Here is a 22,238-nt window from a genome sequence, read left to right as displayed (position 1 = left end):
CAGCCTGTTCTAAAACAAAGCCTATTGGGGGATGTGTGTAATCGACCTCCCCACCAGCCTACTGTGAATAAAGCGCGCGGTTCGGTCGATTAGAGGGTAAAATATCAGCAAACATTGAGCTGATTACATTTGCTCCATCACCTCAATGCCAAGCAGGTCTAACCCTTTGTGCAAGGTTTTTGCTACCAATGAACACAGCACCAAGCGGCTATTTTTATCTGCGTCGCTGACGCCCTCTTTAAGTACCGGACAAGCTTCATAGAAGCTCATATACAAGCTCGCCAGCTCATACAAGTACCCACATAGTACGTGTGGTGTGGCATCGCTGATCATTTGGTCCAGCACTTCTTCAAATTGCATCAGCTTGATAGCCAGCGCTTTTTCCTGCGGCGCAGTAATCACAACCGGAGCCTGATGAGTGGTGCTATCAATGCCGGCTTTACGGAAAATACTTTTCACTCGCGTATAGGCATATTGCAGATAAGGCGCCGTGGCTCCCTCAAAGCTCAACATGGTATCCCAGTTAAAGATGTAGTCACTGGTACGGTTTTTCGATAGGTCGGCGTATTTTACCGCGCCGATTCCCACTTTTCGGGCGATTTCTTCTTGCTCTTGCGCACTATGAGGAGAGTCGCTATCGGCGAGCTTTGCTTTGGCGCGGGTCACCGCTTCATCTAGTAAATCGGCAAGTTTAACGGTACCGCCAGTACGGGTCTTAAACGGTTTACCGTCCTCGCCCATCATGGTGCCAAAAGGACAGAACTCATAGCTGGTTTGTTCGCGTAAAAAGCCGGCCTTGCGTGCTGTCAGCTCAACTTGGCTAAAGTGCAGGCTTTGACGAGCATCAACGAAAATCAAGATACGGTCGGCTTGCAATTCATTAGAGCGATAATCACAAGCGGCAAGGTCTGTGGTTGAATATAAAAAGCCACCGCCGGATTTCTGCACGATGAACACCGATGGCTCACCGTCTTTGTTGGCTAACTCATCTAAAAAGACCACTTGCGCACCCTGGTCTTCCTGCGCCAGCCCTTTTTCTTTAAGCACCTCAATCATGCGCTGCAACTCACTGTTGTAGGCACTTTCCGCTTTAATGTCATCACGAGTCAGGGTGACATTCAGCTTTTTGTATACTTCTTCGGAGTGCTTGACCGAGGTATCAATGAAAAGTTGCCACAGCTTATTACAGTGCGCATCGCCTTGTTGTAGACGCACAACATACTCGCGCGCCTTATCAGCAAAACCGGCCTCATCGTCGAAACGCTTTTTGGCGTCACGATAGAATGTTTCTAAATCAGCAAGCGCTACGGACTCTAAATCAACGCCCTCATTAAGCATGTCTTCCAAATGCGCGATAAGCATACCAAATTGCGTACCCCAATCGCCCATGTGGTTTTGCCGTATTACTTTATCACCACGAAACTCCAAGGCACGTACCACAGCATCACCGATAATGGTGGAACGTAAATGGCCCACGTGCATTTCCTTGGCAAGGTTGGGCGATGAGTAATCCACCACCACTGTATCTGCTTGCGGGTGCTGCGCTACACCGAGTGTATCGTCTTGGCTTGCAGCTTCGACACCGGCGCCTAAAAACGCCGGTTTGAGGTGAATGTTAATAAAGCCTGGGCCTGCTATTTCGACCTCGGCGGCGATATCGCTCACATCCAGGTTATCGATAATTTTTTGCGCTAGTTCACGCGGATTAGTTTTTAGCTTTTTCGCGGCGCCCATCGCACCGTTAATTTGATAATCACCAAATTGCGGGCGCGTACTTTGCGTCACCGCTGGATTCGTGCCTTGCTCAAGTCCCGCAGCGATCATCGCAGCGTTGGCTTTTTCAATCAGAATTTGCTTAATGTTCATAGTTGCAGTTACCTTGCAATAAGGGCCAGCGAGGGCTGACCACGATTAATACAGTTGCTCAGTGGCGCTTTAGTGCTCGCGCGTTTCGCTAAAGGTTACCTCTGGGTAACGCTCCATGGATAAGTTCAAGTTTACGCGACTTGGGGCGATGTATGTCAGGTTATCTCCGCCATCTAAGGCTAGGTTTTGCTCACACTTGCGCTTGAACTCTTCAAATTTCTTCACATCATCACAGCTTACCCAGCGCGCCGTATTAACGTTGACACTTTCATAGATAGCATCCACTTTGTATTCGGCTTTTAAGCGTGCAACCACAACATCAAACTGCAGCACCCCAACGGCGCCAACAATTAAGTCGTTATTGGCAAGCGGTCTAAACACCTGCACCGCGCCCTCTTCCGATAGCTGTACTAGGCCTTTAAGCAACTGCTTTTGCTTAAGTGGATCTTTAAGGCGAATACGGCGGAATAGCTCTGGGGCAAAGTTAGGAATACCGCTGAACTTAAGCTTTTCACCGTCGGTAAAAGTATCACCAATTTGGATAGTGCCATGGTTATGCAAGCCAATAATATCACCGGCATAGGCGTGCTCAGCACGCTCGCGGTCACCAGCCATAAAGGTCACCGCATCAGAAATACTGATTTGCTTGCCTATACGCACGTGCTTCATCTTCATACCTTGGCTGTACTTGCCCGAGACAATGCGCATAAAGGCAATACGGTCACGGTGCTTGGGGTCCATGTTGGCCTGAATTTTAAACACAAAGCCTGTGAACTTTTCGTGCTCAGCACCCACTTTGTTGCCATCATCGGTGGCGCGCGGTAAGGGGGCCGGAGCCCACTCGGTCAAGCCATCAAGCATATGATCAACGCCAAAGTTGCCCAACGCAGTACCGAAGTAAACCGGGGTTAACTCACCACTCAAAAATAACTCTAAATCGAACTCGTTGGACGCTCCTTGCACCAGCTCAATTTCTTCGCGCAGTTGTTGCGCTAAGCTCTCACCCACCGCTTCATCTAATTCACTGTTATCCAGCCCTTTGACGATGCGTAGTTCTTGAATGGTGTGGCCTTGACCGCTTTGATACAAAATCGTCTCGTCACGATGCAAATGATAGACCCCCTTGAATTCCTTACCACAGCCAATGGGCCAGGTTACGGGGGCACACATCATATTGAGCTCAGTTTCCACCTCATCCAATAACTCCATTGGATCGCGGATATCACGGTCCAGTTTGTTCATAAAGGTGACGATAGGGGTGTCACGTAAACGGGTGACTTCCATTAACTTACGAGTTCGATCCTCAACACCCTTAGCGGCATCAATCACCATCAAACACGAATCCACGGCGGTCAAAGTACGGTAGGTATCCTCAGAGAAGTCTTCGTGCCCTGGGGTATCTAGCAGGTTAACTAAACGCTCGTTATAAGGGAACTGCATTACCGAGGTGGTCACCGAGATGCCACGTTCTTTTTCCATTTCCATCCAGTCTGACTTAGCGTGTTGGTTTGACCCTCGGCCTTTAACTGTGCCCGCTTTTTGAATGGCTTGTCCGAATAATAGAACTTTTTCGGTAATGGTGGTTTTACCCGCATCGGGGTGTGAAATAATCGCAAAAGTACGACGTTTACTAATTTGTTGTGTTAACTCTGACATGCGGTCACTTATGAATAGTCGACCCGGCACTAAACGCGAACCAAGCCGGGAATTAGTTTAGAGATTATTACGCGTGATTATACCGACTTTAGCATGCACACAAAAGCGCCTAATACCGACAAAAGTGACTTCTACGCATTGCCATGTGTATTATTGCTAAGCAATTTTGTATAATTTTTCGTTCGTTTGAGTTAGTAAGCTGTTTTTTACGTTGCAAGGAGCCGCACCCATACCATGAAAACCAGTAAGTTAAGTATACGATTACTATGGTATATCACTCCGGTGGTGATTTTGCCCTTGCTGTTTTTAGGTGGCTTTACCTTGACCAACGTAACTTCAAGCTCACAACAGCAAACACAGCTCATTGTAAGCCGCTTTGTCGAACAGCAGCAAAATAAGGTGTTTCACTCCCTTAATGTCTATCACTCAACCACCGAGCTGTTAACAAGTTCACCCGTACTGCAAGACTTCGTGCCGGAAATACATCAGAGCAGCGACCGCTACACCGAACGTTTAGCGGCGCTAATGGATGTGTTTGGCAGCTACACCCAAGCTTACCCAGATATACTCAGTATTAACTTAGTCTCGCCACAGCAAAAAAGTTACGCTTACTTTTCAACGAAATTAGAGTCCGCACCGCAGGCATACCCATTTTTTGAGAAACTCAGCGCCAGTTCCCTGCGCCGCCAGCAATTTATGGTGCAAAATGAACGCGGCGAAACCACACTGTACTTCGTGCAAAAGGTATTTACCCCAGATTACCACTTAGAGCGCCCTATTTTATTGGGCTACGTAATCATGCGCGTGCAGCCAACAGTACTTAATACAGCGATTTTAGAGTCTCCCTACAACAATACCCTCAACTTGATGCTCACTGAGCAAGGGAAAATTCTATTTAGCTCTAACCACGCCCTGCGAGGCCAGAGTATCGCTAGCGAAGAGCTGCGTAAAATTAGCTTATGGGCCGATAATGGTCGCCTCAACGAGCTCGCCTTACACAGTATTGATCACACACAACGCTTGGTGTATGCGGTGCAAATGGCCGGAGGCCACTATTTCATTACCAGTATTCCGAAGGAATTACTGTACGAGTCTGGCAAAGTCATTAGCTTGATCACCGCCTTAATTGTGATGATCTCTGTTATCACTTTACCAATTCTCATTTTTATTGTTGTACGTAACTTGCTGTTAAACCCTATCGAACAGTTGGGGGCGGCCAGTCACCGCGTTGGCGAGAATGACCTTGCCGTACGCCTACCCGATGATCGCAAGGACGAGGTAGGCCAACTCTTTAGTGATTTCAATCACATGGTTAATAAAATTTACCACACCCAGGGAGAGCTCGAAGAATACAAAAACACCTTGGAACAAAAGGTAGAAGCGCGCACCTTGGAGCTGGAAAAAACCAATAAGGCGTTAGAGCTCGCCATTGAACAAGCCGAGCAAGCCAACCAACTTAAAAGTCGCTTCCTAGCCAATATGAGTCATGAGATCCGCACTCCGCTGACGGCAATTATGGGTTTCACCGAGCAACTGCTTGATAACAACAAGATAAAAGAAGAAAAAGTGCACACCCAGCTCGCTACGGTACTGCGCAATTCACGCCACCTGCTGGAACTGATTAATAACATTCTCGACTTATCGAAAATCGAAGCTGAGAAATTGGATATGAATCATGAACCGGTGTCGCTATATGAATTACTGCATGATCTTGAGTCCATTGTCGAGCCTCAAGCGCAGCAAAAACAACTGCAATTCGATATCGACTATCACTTCCCGCTGCCCAAATATTTAAGCAGCGATCAAACGCGATTAAAGCAAATCCTTTTAAACATTCTCACTAATGCGGTGAAGTTCACCACCCAAGGTGGCGTGCATATGAGCATTCGCTATCAAAGTGGCATGCTGGAGTTTGTTGTTACCGACACGGGTATTGGTATTTCAGATAAAGAACTGGACCGTATATTTAAGCCCTTTGAGCAAGCTGATGCCACCACCACACGACGTTTTGGCGGCAGCGGCCTTGGCCTCTGTATTGCTAAAAACTTGGCGCAACTACTCGGCGGTGATATTTGGGCACAAAGCCAACAAGGGGTCGGCAGTCAATTCACTATTCATGTTGCTTGCTATCAACAATATACCGAACAGGATTATTACTACGACCACGCACAAATGCAGCCAGTTTACAGCGAACGCCCCGCCCTGAGCGAGCAGCGCTTTGATGGCGATATTCTTGTGGCGGAAGACAACAAAGATAACCAAGCGTTAATATCACTGCTACTTGAGCGCTGGGGGATTGAGCCTGACTTTGCTAACAACGGCGCAGAGGCGGTGGAAAAGGCCTTGGTTAAAGACTATCAGTTGATTCTTATGGATATGCAAATGCCCGTTATGGGCGGTGAAGAGGCCACCAAAATGCTCCGCCATGCCGCTTATGATGGCCCCATTATCGCCTTAACTGCCAACGTGATGAAACATGATATTGAGCGCTACCTCGGTGCTGGCTGTGATAAGACTTTAGGAAAGCCTATTGATAAGCAGGAGCTTGAGCATACGTTAGCCACCTACTTGAGCATTCAACAAGAAGCAGCCTCACAGTGGGACGATATTTTGCAAAGCGAGCGTTTTTTGCAAATTAATGCCAATTATAAAGAAAAGCTGCCAGAGTACCTTGATGAGATGCTTGGCCACCACCATGACGGGGATTGGGAACAGTTGCAGTCACTGGCTCACAGCATCAAAGGCAGCGCCAGTTGTTTTGGTTTCTTCGCCATTGCCGAAGCAGCGGGCGAGCTCGAGCAGGTCTTACGTCAAGGCCACCATGACAGCCATGACTACAGCGTACTTAAGCTCGAACACGCCATTCGCTATGTGCTTGAGCAAGATGTCGAGCCAAGCTAATCACTGCGCGTGTTTATATGTGCCAATAATTCCATGAATTGCCGCCATGGCCGGGTCATGAGCATTGAAGTACTGCTTTGATGACAGTGTCACCGGCACATGAGGAGCAATCCAAATACGGTGGTCCTCGGCCTTTGACGCTTGATGGAATTGCGATGAAATCAAGCCCCAAACGCCACTGTAAGGCAACTTAAACCAGCCACTTTCACCAAGATGATTAGGTCGACTGCCACTGGGTTCACCGACAATAATGGCATCACTTAAGCGATTTAGATCAGCCAGTAACAAGTGTGCTGCGGAAAAGGTATTGCGGCCAACAATTACAAACAGCTTATTTTGCTCACGCTCTTGTGCAAAGTGCAGCAACGCTCTGGTTAACGGTGGAATAATCGAGCCATTTCCGCCGCTATTATGACGCAAATCGAGCACTAGGTTCTGCACTTGGCGCTCGTTAGCTATGCGTGAAATGCGCTTACTAAAAGCAGCAAGTGATTCCGACTTTTTTTGCCCAACTCGATTAAATTGTACGTAAGCTAAGTTTTGTTCTGGGCTTATTTTGAGCCAGTAAGGTTGATGCTGCTGACTCAGATAAAGTGGATTATGTTGCTCTTCTAGCTTTGGTAACTTCGGAAACCCGGTGAAATTGAAAGACTCTGCCGTCAAGGTAACGTGCGTTGTCGCCCCCTGCGAGTCGGAGACCGTCAGCGCGGTTTTCTCTGTCTCTGTTGTCACTCCCACTCCCTGTAAGACCTGAGGTAAAGAGAGGTAAAATGGCGCAAGCCATAATTGTTGCATCTCATTATCACGGGCATTAACCATGGCTACCTTGTCCACCACTTGCGCAATCGGTGTATTGCCGATACGCAACACTTTTTGCCCCACCAAATGGCGATATTTAGCACTAGCGGAAACAATAAAATAACCATCATTAAAACGATAAAATTGTACCGGCAGTTGCGTAAATGCCCCTTTCAGTGAGTGCGTCGGCACAATAAAATTGTGACCATTGCCGAGGCTGCCCAGCAATGACATAAACTGGAACACGATTTGTTGGTCGCTCAGGTCCGGGATCGCCTCAGCTATTTGTTGTACTTTCGCGGTAAAGGCTTGTTGACTGATGTGGTGAAAGGCGTTGACGTGCAGGCGCTCAATCTCAGCCACCAGAAAATCGAGATCCTTAAGCCATTGTTGGTCGCGACTGAGGTTATCAGCTAACGCGGCCCCGGCAATGGCTTTAAACTGTGTGTTCGTAGCCAACGCAGTAAAGTGCTTGCTAGTTAGCAAGCTTTTGCGGTCATCCCAGCGATAAGCCAATGCTCGTTCTAACCACTGAAGCGCGGCTTGGCTTTCACCCAAAGCGCTGTAACAACGCGCTATTTTAACCATCATATCGTTGGCCGGTGACGAGGTGGAGGGCACTCCTGAGATAATAGTCCCTAGTGCAATTGCTCGCTCCAAAGCGGGTATCGCTTTCTCATACTGTTTATCTAGCATATAGCCATGCCCCAGTAGAAACCATGTATCACCATCATCACGGTATGTTTTTGTAACTGTCTCTAACAAGGGTAAAGCCAACTGCCACTGCTCTTGGCGAGCATACTGCACAGCCTGCTGACGTTGCTGCCAGTAACTTTTTGCGTCTTTGGGAAACGCATCGGAGGGAGCGTTTATAAAGGCATTGTTGGTCATTACATCGGCACGCGAGTTGGCCGCCACCGGCGCGCTCACTAACACACACGCCATCATAGAGCATAGTAAAGTTGTTCTCATTTATTATTCTTCTTTAGCCAGATAACATCATCACTTAACCTAACAAGCGAAGACAATGCGTTGCTAAAAAATAGGCGCCCTGCGCAGCAGCTACAATAGCGACACGTCGTTCTCATCGTGTTCGGTAAGTGTCATTTTTAGCTAATACTATCAAGGTGTTGAGATCGACACCTTATCTAAGTTGTAACAAATTATCTGGTTGCACTAGCTTAAATTCAAAGCCGGTAGCTTAAGATAACAAGAGATATATGCTTGAAGGGGGTGCGCTTAAGACTGCGCTACATCTAGCTCGCGCATCATTAACAGTGCATCTTCGCCGTCTGGGTAATACCCTTTGCGTCGACCATTAATTACAAAGCCACTGCGCTGATAAAGGCCGGTGGCAGCATCATTACTCGCCCGCACTTCTAAAAAGATGGCCTCGCATTGGCGCGCTGTTGCTTGGTTTATAAGGTGGTTCATTAGCGCTTTACTGAGCCCCTGCCCTTGCTTATTTGGGGTAATACAAATGTCTATGAGCGTGCAATCTGGGCCCGCTTGCTCGGCTATATAAAAGCCCACCAGCTCAGTCTCATCATAGAGCCCGGCGTTGAAATAACGCCCACCTAGGCATGAGCGTATCAGCTTTTCGCTCCACGGGTGGCTGTGACAGGCATTTTCAATAACGCATACCGCCTGGATATGATCCAACGACAGCTCACTCACTTGCATGGCTGTACTCGTCAATCACATTCGATAACTGCTGCCACAACGCCTGCTTTTGAGTGACCGCCAGCGTTGCTGCGGGCAAGTAGACGCTCAGTCCTTGCACTTGTGGGCTTGGTACATCACTAATATAAACGGCAGCGCCTTGTGGCAAGCAGCGTAAAATATCTTGTGCCACTGTGTTGTTTAGTGGCTCTGCATTGGCCGAATTGACATGTGCAACGGGCGCTGTTTCGTCGCTGCTGCGTAAACGCACAGGTTGAATCGCAAGTATATCGGCAATATCTGGATGCATAGTAATGATTAAGTCGTTTTGGCGAGAGCCAGTGTAGCGCAAAGCTAGAAAAGAAAGAAGTGGCAGGGGCGGAGAGATTCGAACTCCCAACCGTCGGTTTTGGAGACCGCTGTTCTACCAATTGGAACTACGCCCCTGCAATGTCGACGCATTATAATGAGGTTTTTAAAAAGGTAAAGAAAAAATCACGCTTACCCGGTTTAACTGCTTTTAAAATAAACAAACGGCATGCAATTACTTGCATGCCGCTTTAATATGGTTGTTCTTTCGCCGTGAGGCTAAACCACTATTCCCACTCTAATATCAACGAGAAGAAAATACATATAAATAACAGCTAGTTAGAATATCAACATTTCTCGATACCATCATCTATACCATGCTCAGAATTTTTTTGATTTTTTGCAGCTCGTCGACGTTTTAGTTCAGCTTTGGCCCAAGCTGACGATTCTGCCATGTCCTTACGCAGTTGTTCCAGCTCAACAGGATGAAGCCTGCGGACCATAGCCAAGCGGCCTTTGTGCTCCTCTGTAGTAGTGAGCTGCGGCACGTCTGCTGTACCCGATCCCCCAGGATGCTGACGCTTGCTCATGTCTCCCCCCTCAACCGTGACCTCCCCACTCCTCTACCTCTAATGAAGCAAAGCCTAAATACATAATACCAAAGTAGCATGTTTCATAAGGATTTTTCTGGGCTACATCAATATAGCCCCTCCTTTTTCTCCTACAATGGGATGAGCGGCAAGCATATAAAGAAAACTTCACAAATAATATACGGAGGGAAAATGATCGAGTCTATAACAATGCAAGGAGTAGCAAGCTTTAGTGAACTTACTCCAGTTACGATAAACACAAACAAAAAATTAGTAGTCATTTATGGTCATAACGGTACAGGAAAATCAACTCTAGCAAGATACTTACAGAACACATCAGACAGCAACTATAGTAGGTGTAATTTTACTCTACCAAACTCGCAAGACTATCAACTATTAGTTTACAACACTGATTTTGTGGAAAAAAACTTTTCGCAAGATAGTTTTGAGGGAGTATTCACCCTCGGTGAAGAAAATGTGGCAGCCGAACAAGCAATAACTGTTGCAGAACAGGAAATAACCAGCCTCGAAGGCCAGAGGCATCAAAAACAGCAAGCTAAATCGGAGTGTGGAACCAGAAAGGAGACTAAGATACGACAAATAAAAAACAAAGTATATGAAATCAAGAAAGAGCATGACAGAAAAGATCTAGACCACTGTTTAGTAGGCTTTAAAAATTCTGCTGACAAGTTTTATGAAGCGCTCTTAAGAACTCCTTTGCTAAATTCACCTGGGTATGATTTTAACGATCTTGCAAGAGAGTCAAGCGAACTAAACAGAAAAACTGCTGAGAAAAGAAGTCTATTACCAACACTACTCTCCAATTTGTCTGCCATAGAGACAAACAGCATTTTTAACGAAGTGATTATTGCATCAAGAGAAAGCTACCTATCCAATCTAGTGGAAAAATTAAAGAATTCCTCATGGATAGATCAAGGTAGAATTTACATAAATGATGCGGAAGGGAAATGTCCATTCTGTCAGCAGGCTTTAGGGGATGAATTGGCAAATAAAATCAACTCACTATTCGACTCATCATATGAGCAAAAGAAAAAAGAAATACAGGGGTTAAGAGACAATTACTTCAATAAAACCAACGAGCTAAAAACACAGCTTTCCGAAAATCATTTCAAATCACTAAACAATAGAGACCTTGATTTACAGAAAGAAAAGCTTATAAACTCTTTAGAAGCAAACCTGGAAAAAATAGATAAAAAGCTAAACGACCCTAGCATAAGAGTATCACTGAAAGAAACAGACGATTTTTTACAATCAATAAATCAAATAGTAGAAGACGAAAACTCTTCGAGAAGAACTTTTAACTCGAAACTAGAAAAGAAGAAAGATTCCCTAGACGAAATCAAGGGTAAATTCTGGTCATTGGTTCGCATTAAGTTTGATTCTGACATAAAGGAACACGACAAATTAATAGAGGAAATCAATTCTGAAATTTTGAAATATGAAGACGAAATAGCGGCGTTGACCAGGTCAATCGAAGAACAGAATGAAATAATCTCTGAGAACAGAGCAAAGATAACAAACATAGATACGTCAATAACCAACATTAACAGTCAGATCATAAGCATCGGCTTAGAAGGCTTTGAAATCAAACGAAAGCCAGGTGAAGACAACCACTATTATCTTTGCCGAGGCACGCACAACAGCGGAAATCATGTGTACAAATCTCTGAGTGAAGGTGAGAAAACTCTTATCACTTATCTTTATTTTTTGGAATTGTGCCAGGGAAGCGTACGCTTCGACTCGCCAACCCCTAAGAACAAGAAAATAATTGTTGTTGACGATCCAATTTCCAGTCTATCTCATAATTACATATATGAAATAGGCTCTCTTACTCATAAGAAAGTCATCAAGGGATATGAGTATTCACAAGTTATCCTGCTGACTCATAGCCTATATTTCCTACACGAAATGATAAAATACCTCCCTAAGAAACAAGAGGACTTCGATAAAAAGTGCAATGTATTCAGAGTCACAAAAAATACTCATAGCAACATATCGCCAATGAGAAGAGGCGATATAAAAAATGACTACCAGTCCTATTGGCAGATAATAAAAGACGCACAAGAAGGGAACACTAATAATATCGTACTCCCTAACATCATGAGAAACATTCTCGAATATTACTTTTCTTTCGTTCACAAAACCGACGAATTAAAAAAAGCTCTTGATGAATTAGAAGAAGATGACGCTGAATTTTCTTCTTTTTTCAGATTTATTAACAGAGAGTCTCATTCCGACTCAGTAAACATAAACGATCTTGGCGAAATAGATTCAGATCGCTTTATTAATAAATTCAGAGAAGTTTTCCTGCGGACAGATTTTGAAGAACATTACAACAAAATGATGTCTTAAACTAAAAATATAAATTTGAACTGAATAGGGAAAGTTCATTTTCAATCAATCCACTTAGTTGGCAGAATAATTAAAGGCGGCCCCGCGCCGCCTTTATACTACTATTTTCTCATCGTCATAATTCAGACCTAGGTATAACAATCTTGGTCATAACATTACCCATTTCCTCCTGTGTCGCCTCAATCTTGCTGAGAACAGCAAGGATTGTAGACTGGCCGAACTGGGCAGTTCGCACGTCATCGGTAAGCCATAGCTTCAATAGGCCCCCCAAACGGCCAAGGTCGCCGTTGATCCGGGCCAGCTCCCGAACCTGCTCATAATCCACCACACCTGAGATGTGATATCCCTGCCCGACCTCCCGCAGCTAACGCGCTGCACTCATACCGGCCCGCTTCGCTTGCGCTTCGATTTGTTCCTTTTCCTCGGGCAAGCAGTACACTTTGATAGGTGTACTGCCCTTTCTCGTTACTCGTTCTGTCTTATCGTTCATCATATCGTTTGTCTTAATTCCCTGTCGCCTGCCGGATGGTGGCTAAAGCCTCCTGGAAGTCCTCCGGCGTCGCCCGGCCAGTTTCAGCCTGGTAGTACAGGATCGTGAACATATTGGCGACCGCCTCTGCGACGGGAGAAACCTGCCGGGCGGTTTCCTGGTCGATGAACTCCAGGGCGGCCAGCTTGGTCGCAGCCTGATGAATTACTTGCTGAACTTCGTTATTATGCGTGGTTGTCATGTGTCACCTCTCTGTCAGGTGGTATGTGGAAATGCGGGCCGGTGCACCATCACCGGCCCGTGTGCTTTCTAACTACTTGCGTCGGCCAAACGGCCAGCGTCTCATTTTGTCGATTTGATCGACCGATCTCGTCATGTCCTTGTAGGCACGCCCGGCCAGCCTGTTTTGGAATACCTCCATTTTGTCGGCAATGGCTTTCATCTTCGGGCCGTGCCCGGTGTTGTGCAGCCACTGCCCCAAAAAATAGAAGGCCAGCATCACAATGAACATCACTGCGAAGAAACCAAATACCTCCGCAAGGTTTTGAGGTGGAAAGCTAAACTCCATAATCAGTAATCCTTATCTAGTTAGGCCATGCGACCCTTTTTAACAAAACTGGCAACCTCTTCGTTGCGCTCCTGCTGGCGTTCCTGGGCATACGACACGTAGCCCTCAACGTCGAAGGTGTGCTTTTCCGGGTCGCGCTCTTGCCATTCTACGTGTGCTTGGCGGGCTTCTTCCTGGTCCTCATTGGACAGGCCATCAAAGCCGCCTGTTTGATTCATCCAGCCAGTGCCGACACCGCCTAAGCTATCGTTGTCAAATGCAGGGGAAGCGTCGTCAGTCGCCCTCCTTGTCGTCGTCATCCCCGTCATCTTTCGTACTGTTTCGGATCGAGCTAGCTAAACGACCTCCAGCAGTGCGGCCAATTCGATCCCCGGCCATATCACTCATTCCCTTCATCAAATTCGCACCGGTATCCGCTGCAATACGACCCGCTTTTACAGCGCTGCCTTTAAAGCCGCCGCCAGAGGATTGGCCAGAGGCTTGGGAAAAGGAGCCAGCTTCATCAGAATCGCCGCCACCGCTAAATGCTCCGCCCAGGCTCGACATAACGTCAGTATTGTTCGCTACGTTCTCACCTGCTTTTGCAAATGCAGCCTGAATAGCAGACGCACCGCCGGCGGTAGCCATTGCTGCACCGGCAGCCATACCACCAGTGGCAACAGCCGCTCCGGCCATCGCTCCGGCACTGATACTGCCTGCACCTGCCGCCGCGCCGCCTCCAGGAACCAGGCTGGCGACCACATTGGGAACCGAGTGAATGAGCATCACGAGAACCAGTGAAACGACAAAGATCACCAGCAGTTCGCGCATAGGGGCATCATTGGATAGATCGGCATAGAAACCGTCCATGATCGACATGGCAATGCCAATGAGCAACGTCATTGTCATCAACTTCAAAGCAACGCCCAATACGCTTTTGAAGTAGTTGATTGCTATATCTGAAGTCCAGCGCGAACCACCAAAACCCAGCACGAAGACACCGGCATAGATCAATATCCAAGCCGTCACCAAGGCCAACAACACATTGGCCGCCACTACCGCCATACATGCCAAAATTGCCAGCGTGATTAAGAAGATAGACAAGTTATCTATCGGGCTTGTGATGCTGTAGGACTCACCAGCTTTCACAATAATGTCGAACGCAATACTAATAGGCTCTGATGGGGTTAGGTCTCTCGGAAGGCCACCGGCTTGAGCACCGATCATTCTCAACGAGTCGATGATTGACGTCGCAAAGTCTGGGCCGTTTCTGAGCAACCAGAGAAAGAAACCAAACGTCAGGATGAAGCGCACGAACTCGGCAAAGAACTCCCTTATATCCGCTTGTTTAAGGATTAAGGTCCCGCCAGTCCAAACAAGGGATATAGTACCCAGCGTCCAGAACAGCCAGGCGGCATAGTTTGTAATTACCGTGCCCCAAGTAGCACTGGCCGTCATGAAACGCACGGCCACTTCATCCAAGACACCATTAGGCTCAATGGCCGCTGACGCAGTTTGTGAAGTCAGTACAACTGCCAGGAGCATCACAAGTCGAATGAATATCTTGCTCATGATTAGAACCCCTTGTTCTTGGAGCGATCCGTGGGTTCGCCCATATCCCAAAGACAGTTCCCTTCTTCCCTCTGCTCTTTCGTTAGGTTCGGGTTATCACAGTTGATCGTTGCAGGCTTTGGCCCGTCATCTTCACCGCACCCCACCAGAACAAAAGAGGCCAACGCGCTAACGATAAAAACTCGGGTGATATTCTTCATGATTAAAACCCCCTGTTTTCCGAACGGTCGGTTGGCTCGCCCATATCGAACAACCTTTCACGAGACGCTTGATATTGAGCTTCGCGGTCAGCATCCGCCTGCATTCGAGTACCAACGGCATTCTGCTGGGCAATCAACAGGCTTCGGATTTGCAGGAGCTGGTTGGCCTGGTTGCTAGCGAGCTGGTTAGCGTAACCAATGGCGGCCAGTTGGCCGTCCGCGCCCTGGGCGGCAGATTGCAGACGCTGGAGCTGTCGAGCGTCGGCCTGCAAGTTGTCTTGCTGCTGCTCCAGGCCCTTAAACAGCGCGTCGTTGGCCTTCTTCTGCGATTCAGACGCCAGGCGGCGGTTCTCAGCCATCGCTGCCCGTTCGGCATCGCTGCACCCCGCCGAAGAGAAGCATGGCGAGCTGCGGTAATAGGCCACGTCCTGGAACTTGCCCAGGTAGGCATCGAGGCTACCAAGCTGATTTTGGTAATAGGCGAGCGTGTTAGTCGCCTGGTTAAGATCGTTGATTGTACGCTGTGCTTGGTCCCAAATATGGGCCGCCGGTGCCATCGTGTTTTGCAGTTGGTTTTCGTACTGCTGGAGTTGGGTTTGGTATTCCTGAATCTGCTTGAGCGTCTGCGCTACGGCTTCCATCGCGGACATGATGTTTTGCGATAGGTTGGTGCCATCAACTACTGGAATACCGGCGTAAACGGGCTGCAAGGTGCAGGTCGTCATAGCGACAGCCAGAGCAATTTTAGCGGCTAAATTTTTTCTTTTAACTTTTTGCATACGTTGATCTCCATTACCAATGAATGCTTTATCGTGCCTTTCAATGCATAACGTATAAGCTCAATAATTGGACATAAAAGTTGACATGGGGATATTTAAGCCAATAACTCCTACGGCGGTAGCCGGTAGCCTCGCAGAGCAGGATTCCCCGTTGAGCGCCCCGGCGCGAATAAGGGTAAGTGAAGATAGTTAATTGGCTCCGCCGATTAGCTAACTTCACCTATCCTGCCCGCCTTTCAGCGTTGTTTACGCCAAGGAAAGTGTTGCCGCGAAAATCTGTTTTTTAGTGCAAACCATATAAAATCGCTTGTTCACCTTCTTGCTAGAACAGAAGCACGAAATAAACACGTAATATCAGGCGATTACTACGCTAACGCGGGGGTTTACACAGCAAACAAACACAGAAATACACAGCTTTACCAATTCAGGAGGGATAGCGCCCCTCAAGTGTCAATGAAACGTACGAGTACTAGCAACTCATCGAATGTAGAGCGCTGTATTTCATGGGTTTTCTAACCCACTAGACGCTCTCGGCGGCTTTTTCTTTGACGGTTTCAGATTGATATCGATTGGGTCATGCAGTCAGGAAGGATTGCTATCCCCCCAGTGCGTGTCGAGCCACTAGCGCCCACCTTCGGACAGCTTTTCGGCACAACGTCAGTGCGGATAGGAAATGTAGTGTTGTAGTATGTTGTATAGTGCTACTACAACCTACAAACCACATACATCTTCAGCCGACTACCGCCTTGAGTGGCTATTCATCTTGATGTATGGAATACGGCCTTCTGAGCCGCCCAGAGAGGCGCTCAGGCATCGCCATACGGCAACCCCCTAGCAGGCCTCAGAGCGACGTTCCCGGGGCTTATGAGGTGCCTTTGGTCGTCCTTCGGACGGATTGAACGCCAAGAAAAGGTGATAGTCCTTGGCGAGGAAGCAGAATCAGCCACCCTCTTGGCGTTCAAACATCGGCCGGAGGCCGATAGACACTCAACCTCCAGCACCCAGCTGGAGGTTGCTGGATATCCTGAGATATCCTGAATATCCTGCCAAAACAGCCAAAAATCGGGCGGGTGTGAGTCACTACCGGGCGGATGTGAGTCGCCATCGGGCGGGTGTGGGACGCTATCGGGCGGGTGTGAGGCGCTTTATCCTATTCTCAGCATCTATCGTTATTCCAACTTCATGTAATTTTTCCGCATCTTCCCTAAGCCTGGAACGCCCATTTCGCATCTTCTTACTATTGATATTTTCACCACAGACTGCGCGAATGAGAGTATCAACATGCCACCCTCCGGCTGGGTCATTCTTGTGGGTCAATATGTGTCGAGCGACAGCCTGACTAATCCCATGCCGCAAGCGAGCAATGGGTGCGGGATCGTAGTACAGGCTAAGGTCATGCTCCAATAGCATGACCAAGGCGATACCAAGCCGAACTCTCCACAGATTCCGCACTCCTCCCGTCAAGGGATCAGGGCGTGTCATAGCTGAAGGGATAACATGATCGATCAAGCCGCCGATTATCGGAAAATCTAACTGTGGCGTTTCAATGGTTACGGTTGCTGCTCGTAGCTCTGTCAGCAGCTTCTCAAGCTGGGAGGAACTATACCGGCTGTCTGACAACGTTTTCCGTACTTTGGCAGGGTCTACCAAAAGCTCTACACCACCATCTGACACATCGCGGCGACGTTCAGCACAGTGCAAAATCGCCTCAACAACATCTGCGTGCCGCTGGCCAAGCCTTCCCTTAATGCGACAGCGGCCAAAGGATGTTTCCATCCAGTCGGCCTCCATCAGGCTAGGGCGCTGGCTGGCCTGGTAAAGCATCACTCGTGCCTGTGCACTGGTACTAGTTGGAGCGACCTTGTTACCAATTGTCATCAGCACCTTCCGTAACAGCTTTCGATTTCTTGAACGGTAAGACTCCTTTAGGCTTACGCTGCCTCTCCAACACGGCAGGTTTCAGCACTCCGCCCTCGTGACGCCTATACCACTGGTCAGAGATAGGGGCAGAGTGATTAAGCTTAGGGAAGGACCATCGCACAAAATGACGGCGACATTCTTCGTCTACTCCCCATGTTTCTGCTTCTGCCGCCCCCATGCCAATTAAATTCGCTTGAAAGCGGACGTTATCCGTGAGCACAGAACTGCCTCGGCTAGCCTGCTGAGCGTCACCACTGCTAAACGCACCGGCTTTGTTTGTATGGTGCAGGAATAAAACGCTAGTTCTATTTACGCTGCAAAGTTGTTCCATGTAGTCCAACACCCCTTTCATATGGCCTCCATCATTTTCGTCCAACTTATGAAATCGGCGTAACGTGTCAATTACTACGAGGCGAGCACCTCGAGTGACGTTCTCAATCCAATTCCGCCACTCTCTACTCATCATATCGGCACTGAAACCAACCAGAGGAGCAACCGCTAAGTTGTTATACATGGCCTCACATTGGCTGGTGTTAAGGTGTCGACCTATAGCGTGGAAACGCCCAGATAACACGTCTGCTGGGTCTTCTCCGGTTAAAAATACCACTGGACCGGTGACCAGCCGCCACGCACTGTCCATATCAGCTAAATTCAATAGATCAGCACCGGTAGCAACCGTTACGGCAACTTGTAGAGCAAGCATGGTTTTCCCTGTTCCACCAGGACTTACCAATGCTCCAACTGCTCCCGATTTGAAACCAGGAAATACAAAATCAAGGGGCTTCGGCTCGTTCTCAACAGCACTTCTTAAATCGAGCCACGGAATTTCGATAGCCATACTGTTAGGCCCCCACAGTGATGCCAGGTCGAGCAGCCTGGATTCCTGATGACTTGCGCTCTTCAATCCATTGCTCTACTTCCGACAAGTCCCACGCGACGTTTCTGCTGGTAAGTGCAATTCGGCGAGGGAACTCACCTCGCTTCTCCAAGTTGTAAATTGTCCGTGAGGAGAGCGGAATCATCTCTAAGAGCACTTTTCGATTGATTAGCGTCTTGTTTGCCATTGCTTGCATAGTTGTGCCTCCACTTACTTATGAAAGCTCTATGGTGCCCAGCAATGCCACTTGATTAAGCTTATAAATTGGCTAAAATGGTTGACATGAAAAATAAATCGAGCATCGTCATCTGGGAAGATTGCGCCCCAGTCGTCACAGAAGCTATCCAGCGGTTTGAAGAACGCTGGCATCCTTACTCCGCGTCCTCGAGACGCTACCCGATCGTGCGCTTGATAGAGGAAGTCATCGATCCTGCCCTAGCAACCTACATGGATACCCTTCCAGAAAGCTACGCTGGTTATGTTCCTGGAGCCGGCACTGGACTTGGATTCAGCGCGATCATTCGAATGGTAGGACTGGAGGCTATGGTGCGAATGCAGCGCCAGTTACTGCGCCAGTTCATTAAGACAATAGAAAAGAAGACTACGACGGACGAGCGCTTCATAGCGACTCTCGAATCCTTGATTGGACTGGTTTGGGATTGTACTTGCAAGCGCCCCAAAAGATCATCCTCTACGAACGGCGTCAACTTAAACGCACAACGTAAACACGATTTTTGCGAACTATGCGGAAACCAAACAGAGTTCGCAGCATTCATGACGACGGTGGCGGGTCAGCGTATCAATGACGTTGAGTTAGAGGATCGTAAGAAACTTGAGCTCAGCCACCAGTACTGCGAAGAGCATAGACCCAAGTTGGCGAATGGTCAGTGGAACCCTACTTATAGGCAGGCAAAACGCTCTCTAACGCAATTTAATATCGAACTAACACGACTGACCCATCAGTGTGCGAATAGGTCCAAGCCTCACGCCATGTCAGGCGATGAGTTGATTGACAGCTACTTCTTCCAATTAATGTTACGTCTAACTTTGCAGTCAGCAGACAAAGCAGAATTACGCAACCTTGCTCGCAGGATGGTGGACTCTAAACTATCGGACACCAAGAAAAAAATGCTGGTACTCAAGCGATCAGGGTTCAGCCAGGCTGAAATTGGAAAACGAATACTGAACGCCAAGCAGCAGCCCATGACACGCCAAGCCGTGTCTAAAGCGCTGGCATCGGTTCGAAAAGAATTCCTGTTGGGAGGCTAGAGGGATACCAACAGGAATTTTAGCCGCTAAAAAATCTGGACTCCTGAGCTGATTCTAGTCAGCCGTGAAAGCACATTTTACCGACCATGACACCTCTTGTATTTCATGCCACTGCCGCATGGACAAGGGACATTACGTCCAATTTTTTTGCTCTTGCGACTAGGGGAGAGTTGTTTTTCCCGGTTGAGATTGACTGTACGTGCAGGGTTAGCCATTCTCGCCGCGTCTTCGTAAATGTGGGCGTTTTCTTCCGTACGTTTTGTCGGTATGTAGACTTCGAAAGGCTGCGCCTGGAGATACGTGCCTTCAGCACTAACTTCAGCCACGACGCCAATGACGTTAGTAGCCTTGACACTCAACGCACCTGCGCTGGCCTTATTGTTCACCTTAGTCCAGTCAATTGGGTGGCCATGCCGTTGAAGCCAAACGAAGAGCGGCACACCATCCCCGCCCAGAACAAAGTAACGAGCGGGATGCTGAATCAGTGTTTTTCGAAGGTCGGACAGCATTTTGGCCAGATTATTCCGGCCCTCCTCTCCTAGGTCACGGATATGACTCTCCGCTGAAAGCCAGCCGCTAGCTCGGGTGCTATCGAGTGCTCCAAGCAGCTTCAGCACCTCCTCTGGGAACGCCTGACTTGGGAACGGTTTGCTTTCCCACTCTTCACCCTCGAAGCTCCTGTCGACGATGTCACTCATGCCATCCCAGATGAGCATGTTCGCTTTCTCTTCCTTCAGCTGCTCGACAATATCCTGATCAAAACGGTTCTTCTTCAGGTAAGCACCCAAGTGATCGAACTCGTCGAAGAGATGAGCCCCGCGTATCCCGGCCACAGCTTGCCGCACCTCCAAGTAATGGGCGAACTCCCCGGGTGTGGGCAAGAGTCGCTTGAGCACAAACAAATCGTCGATGGACAGTGAGATGAAAGCATGCTTTCCAAGTAAAGGCTCAACCTGCGGTAATTCTTTACAGTACGTGGAAAAGGGCGAGAACGACTCGACTGTCAACCCAATCGGCACCATCACCCGGTAGTCAGAGCGACGCACACGGCTACACTCTTCGTATTTGCCATCCACGAGGTGATAGAGTGACACTTCATCCGCCGAATTCACATAATTGAAGAAGCGCGCACATTGTTTATATGCCTTGAGTACCAAGTCCTGTACTGATTGAGCATGGCGGCCAAAATCAAGCGCTGGCGATGCGATGGTGGCAGCTGCACCAGCCTTGGCCTCAACTAGTAACAGCACATCATCGACTAGGATTAGAGTGTCGTTTTCGGACCACTGCTTGCTGTCAGGGTCCTTGTAGTAAACCTCCTGGAGCACTGTGGCTCCCGGAAGTTGGGCATCTAGAATGTCGGCAAAGGCTGCTTCGCTCATCATTTTCTGCCGATCTTTAAAGGCCTTCTTGTAATCCGGCTTTCGCTGAAGCAGGTTAAAGAGGAGCGCACGATACCCCGCATCGCGAGCGAAACAGGGGTCGACGGCGTAGTAGTCCGACCCAAGCTGAATTAGAGGTTTCTTACGTGCTGGTAGTGTCCGAAAGGGTGTCCCTTTAAAATCGCCCGCAGCGAAGAACTCAGTATCTTCTCCACGCTGGTATGACAAGTCCGCTAGCAATGTCGGTGGCAACTTCGTGTGACGGCTTACATTGGCAATACCACCGCGAAACATATCCTCCATCGCCCCCCGGGCCGCTTTGGACTGCTCCGCATTTTCTGCAACCCATGCTTCCATGGCGTCTTCCATAGACTTACCTTGCTCTATAGAAAAGGCCTTTGCCGCCTCAAACTGCTTCATCATCTCAAGGATTGCGTTGGCGTGCCCGGAACGAGTGGCGTCGGCCATAGCCTGAAAGCCTTCCGCAATATCGGTGGCACCAATGCCGTACACCTCCTCCAAAACATCATTGTGAGGCGCCAAAACGTAGCGATAGAACTCGCCCTCCAAAACTTGATAACGATTCCCGCGTATCATGACCCAAGTGGATTTCGCACGGAATTCAATGTCGGCCGTGTTAGGACCGAAGATGCCATCTTTGGTATCAACGGAGGTGGCCATAGCAAAGAACATGGCCTGCTCTCTCAGTTTTCGGCCAAGTTCAAACAGCTCAGCGCACAGCGCTTCGTCGAATTCCATATCCGCAGGTGCGGCATCAGATGCGAGAACCGCGTGCACATACTCCAGTAAGAACTGGTTTTCATTAACCACGTCATCTGGGCCATCTTCTTGGCCTTGCTTTTCGCCCCCAATTTGGTTTCCCATTGTTTTCATCATGTGCTGAGCGTAGATGTACCCGAGCAAATCATGCGGAGGCATTTTGACAATCAACTCACGCATTCGGTCAGCAATGGATTCCATATCCTCCAATAAAGAAGCAGCAGCCTTCTTTCGTTCTTCTTCCATATTCATTCTTATCTCTCTCCC

Annotated in this window: 19 protein-coding genes, 1 tRNA gene and 1 pseudogene; 3 read left to right on the top strand and 18 right to left on the bottom strand. The window is 48.3% G+C overall.

Features of this window, described 5'->3' with window-relative positions; all coding sequences use genetic code 11:
* Positions 1 to 123: 123 nt before the first annotated feature.
* Positions 124 to 1,866, bottom strand: a complete 1,743-nt coding sequence (gene argS, locus FIU82_RS03565) for an arginine--tRNA ligase (RefSeq protein WP_152440362.1) — start codon at positions 1,864 to 1,866, stop codon at positions 124 to 126.
* Positions 1,867 to 1,935: 69 nt separating this feature from the next.
* On the bottom strand, positions 1,936 to 3,534 hold the full coding sequence (gene prfC, locus FIU82_RS03560) for a peptide chain release factor 3 (RefSeq protein ID WP_172972739.1): 1,599 nt from the start codon (positions 3,532 to 3,534) through the stop codon (positions 1,936 to 1,938).
* 222 nt (positions 3,535 to 3,756) lie between these two features.
* On the opposite strand from prfC, the gene FIU82_RS03555 reads away from it, so the two are divergent.
* The gene (locus tag FIU82_RS03555) at positions 3,757 to 6,423 is read left to right on the top strand and encodes an ATP-binding protein (protein ID WP_152440360.1); all 2,667 of its coding nucleotides are present in this window, start codon (positions 3,757 to 3,759) and stop codon (positions 6,421 to 6,423) included.
* Here FIU82_RS03555 and FIU82_RS03550 read toward each other — a convergent pair whose 3' ends face one another.
* The 5 genes from FIU82_RS03550 to FIU82_RS03530 form a co-directional block, all read right to left on the bottom strand.
* Entirely contained in the window at positions 6,424 to 8,193 is a 1,770-nt protein-coding gene (locus FIU82_RS03550; protein WP_152440359.1) for a S41 family peptidase, read from the bottom strand.
* Positions 8,194 to 8,460: 267 nt separating this feature from the next.
* Positions 8,461 to 8,904 carry a ribosomal protein S18-alanine N-acetyltransferase gene (rimI, locus tag FIU82_RS03545; RefSeq protein WP_152440358.1) on the bottom strand — a complete coding sequence of 148 codons (444 nt, stop codon included), beginning with the start codon at positions 8,902 to 8,904 and terminating at the stop codon, positions 8,461 to 8,463.
* The gene (locus FIU82_RS03540) at positions 8,891 to 9,193 is read right to left on the bottom strand and encodes a hypothetical protein (RefSeq protein WP_152440357.1); all 303 of its coding nucleotides are present in this window, start codon (positions 9,191 to 9,193) and stop codon (positions 8,891 to 8,893) included. The genes rimI and FIU82_RS03540 overlap by 14 nt, the downstream gene beginning before the upstream one ends.
* A 60-nt stretch (positions 9,194 to 9,253) precedes the next feature.
* Positions 9,254 to 9,330: transfer RNA gene (locus FIU82_RS03535), tRNA-Trp, on the bottom strand.
* A gap of 209 nt (positions 9,331 to 9,539) precedes the next feature.
* Positions 9,540 to 9,782: a hypothetical protein gene (locus tag FIU82_RS03530; protein ID WP_152440356.1), complete on the bottom strand. Its 243-nt coding sequence runs from the start codon at positions 9,780 to 9,782 to the stop codon at positions 9,540 to 9,542.
* A 192-nt stretch (positions 9,783 to 9,974) separates the two neighbouring features.
* Between FIU82_RS03530 and FIU82_RS03525 the strand changes: the two genes are divergently transcribed.
* Complete coding sequence (locus tag FIU82_RS03525; protein WP_172972696.1) at positions 9,975 to 12,155, top strand: AAA family ATPase; 2,181 nt, start codon at positions 9,975 to 9,977, stop codon at positions 12,153 to 12,155.
* A gap of 115 nt (positions 12,156 to 12,270) precedes the next feature.
* On the opposite strand, the pseudogene traJ reads toward FIU82_RS03525, so the two are convergent.
* The 10 genes and pseudogenes from traJ to FIU82_RS03475 all read right to left on the bottom strand — a co-directional run bounded on the left by traJ (position 12,271) and on the right by FIU82_RS03475 (position 18,727).
* Positions 12,271 to 12,648, bottom strand: a pseudogene (gene traJ / locus FIU82_RS03520) (conjugal transfer transcriptional regulator TraJ).
* 10 nt (positions 12,649 to 12,658) lie between these two features.
* Positions 12,659 to 12,886, bottom strand: a complete 228-nt coding sequence (locus FIU82_RS03515; RefSeq protein ID WP_152440354.1) for a type I toxin-antitoxin system ptaRNA1 family toxin — start codon at positions 12,884 to 12,886, stop codon at positions 12,659 to 12,661.
* Positions 12,887 to 12,958: 72 nt separating this feature from the next.
* The gene (locus FIU82_RS03510) at positions 12,959 to 13,213 is read right to left on the bottom strand and encodes a hypothetical protein (protein ID WP_026949392.1); all 255 of its coding nucleotides are present in this window, start codon (positions 13,211 to 13,213) and stop codon (positions 12,959 to 12,961) included.
* A gap of 20 nt (positions 13,214 to 13,233) precedes the next feature.
* Positions 13,234 to 13,431 carry a hypothetical protein gene (locus FIU82_RS03505; RefSeq protein ID WP_216651821.1) on the bottom strand — a complete coding sequence of 66 codons (198 nt, stop codon included), beginning with the start codon at positions 13,429 to 13,431 and terminating at the stop codon, positions 13,234 to 13,236.
* A 55-nt stretch (positions 13,432 to 13,486) separates the two neighbouring features.
* On the bottom strand, positions 13,487 to 14,764 hold the full coding sequence (gene trbL, locus FIU82_RS03500; protein WP_152440352.1) for a P-type conjugative transfer protein TrbL: 1,278 nt from the start codon (positions 14,762 to 14,764) through the stop codon (positions 13,487 to 13,489).
* Positions 14,765 to 14,766: 2 nt separating this feature from the next.
* Positions 14,767 to 14,964, bottom strand: a complete 198-nt coding sequence (locus tag FIU82_RS03495) for a hypothetical protein (protein WP_000790452.1) — start codon at positions 14,962 to 14,964, stop codon at positions 14,767 to 14,769.
* A 2-nt stretch (positions 14,965 to 14,966) separates the two neighbouring features.
* Positions 14,967 to 15,743: a P-type conjugative transfer protein TrbJ gene (trbJ, locus tag FIU82_RS03490; RefSeq protein ID WP_152440351.1), complete on the bottom strand. Its 777-nt coding sequence runs from the start codon at positions 15,741 to 15,743 to the stop codon at positions 14,967 to 14,969.
* Between the two features lie 1,122 nt (positions 15,744 to 16,865).
* Positions 16,866 to 17,621, bottom strand: coding sequence for an ABC transporter ATPase (locus tag FIU82_RS03485; protein WP_152440350.1), 756 nt, complete (start codon positions 17,619 to 17,621; stop codon positions 16,866 to 16,868).
* A complete protein-coding gene (locus FIU82_RS03480; RefSeq protein WP_152440349.1) occupies positions 17,608 to 18,501 on the bottom strand; it encodes a helicase RepA family protein in 894 nt (297 codons plus the stop codon). Before FIU82_RS03480 ends, FIU82_RS03485 begins: the two co-directional genes overlap by 14 nt.
* 4 nt (positions 18,502 to 18,505) lie before the next feature.
* Positions 18,506 to 18,727, bottom strand: coding sequence for an AlpA family transcriptional regulator (locus FIU82_RS03475; protein ID WP_216651829.1), 222 nt, complete (start codon positions 18,725 to 18,727; stop codon positions 18,506 to 18,508).
* Positions 18,728 to 18,813: 86 nt separating this feature from the next.
* Here FIU82_RS03475 and FIU82_RS03470 point away from each other — a divergent pair, with 86 nt between their 5' ends.
* Positions 18,814 to 19,809, top strand: coding sequence for a LuxR family transcriptional regulator (locus FIU82_RS03470; RefSeq protein ID WP_152440347.1), 996 nt, complete (start codon positions 18,814 to 18,816; stop codon positions 19,807 to 19,809).
* 77 nt (positions 19,810 to 19,886) lie between these two features.
* On the opposite strand, the gene FIU82_RS03465 is transcribed toward FIU82_RS03470, so the two are convergent.
* Complete coding sequence (locus FIU82_RS03465) at positions 19,887 to 22,217, bottom strand: YecA family protein (protein WP_216651820.1); 2,331 nt, start codon at positions 22,215 to 22,217, stop codon at positions 19,887 to 19,889.
* Positions 22,218 to 22,238 lie beyond the last annotated feature (21 nt).

It is taken from the genome of Pseudoalteromonas sp. THAF3 (assembly GCF_009363775.1).
Taxonomy (GTDB): domain Bacteria; phylum Pseudomonadota; class Gammaproteobacteria; order Enterobacterales; family Alteromonadaceae; genus Pseudoalteromonas; species Pseudoalteromonas ruthenica.
Note: the sequence above shows the minus strand (reverse complement) of the source record. Positions and strands in the feature narration are given on the sequence as shown.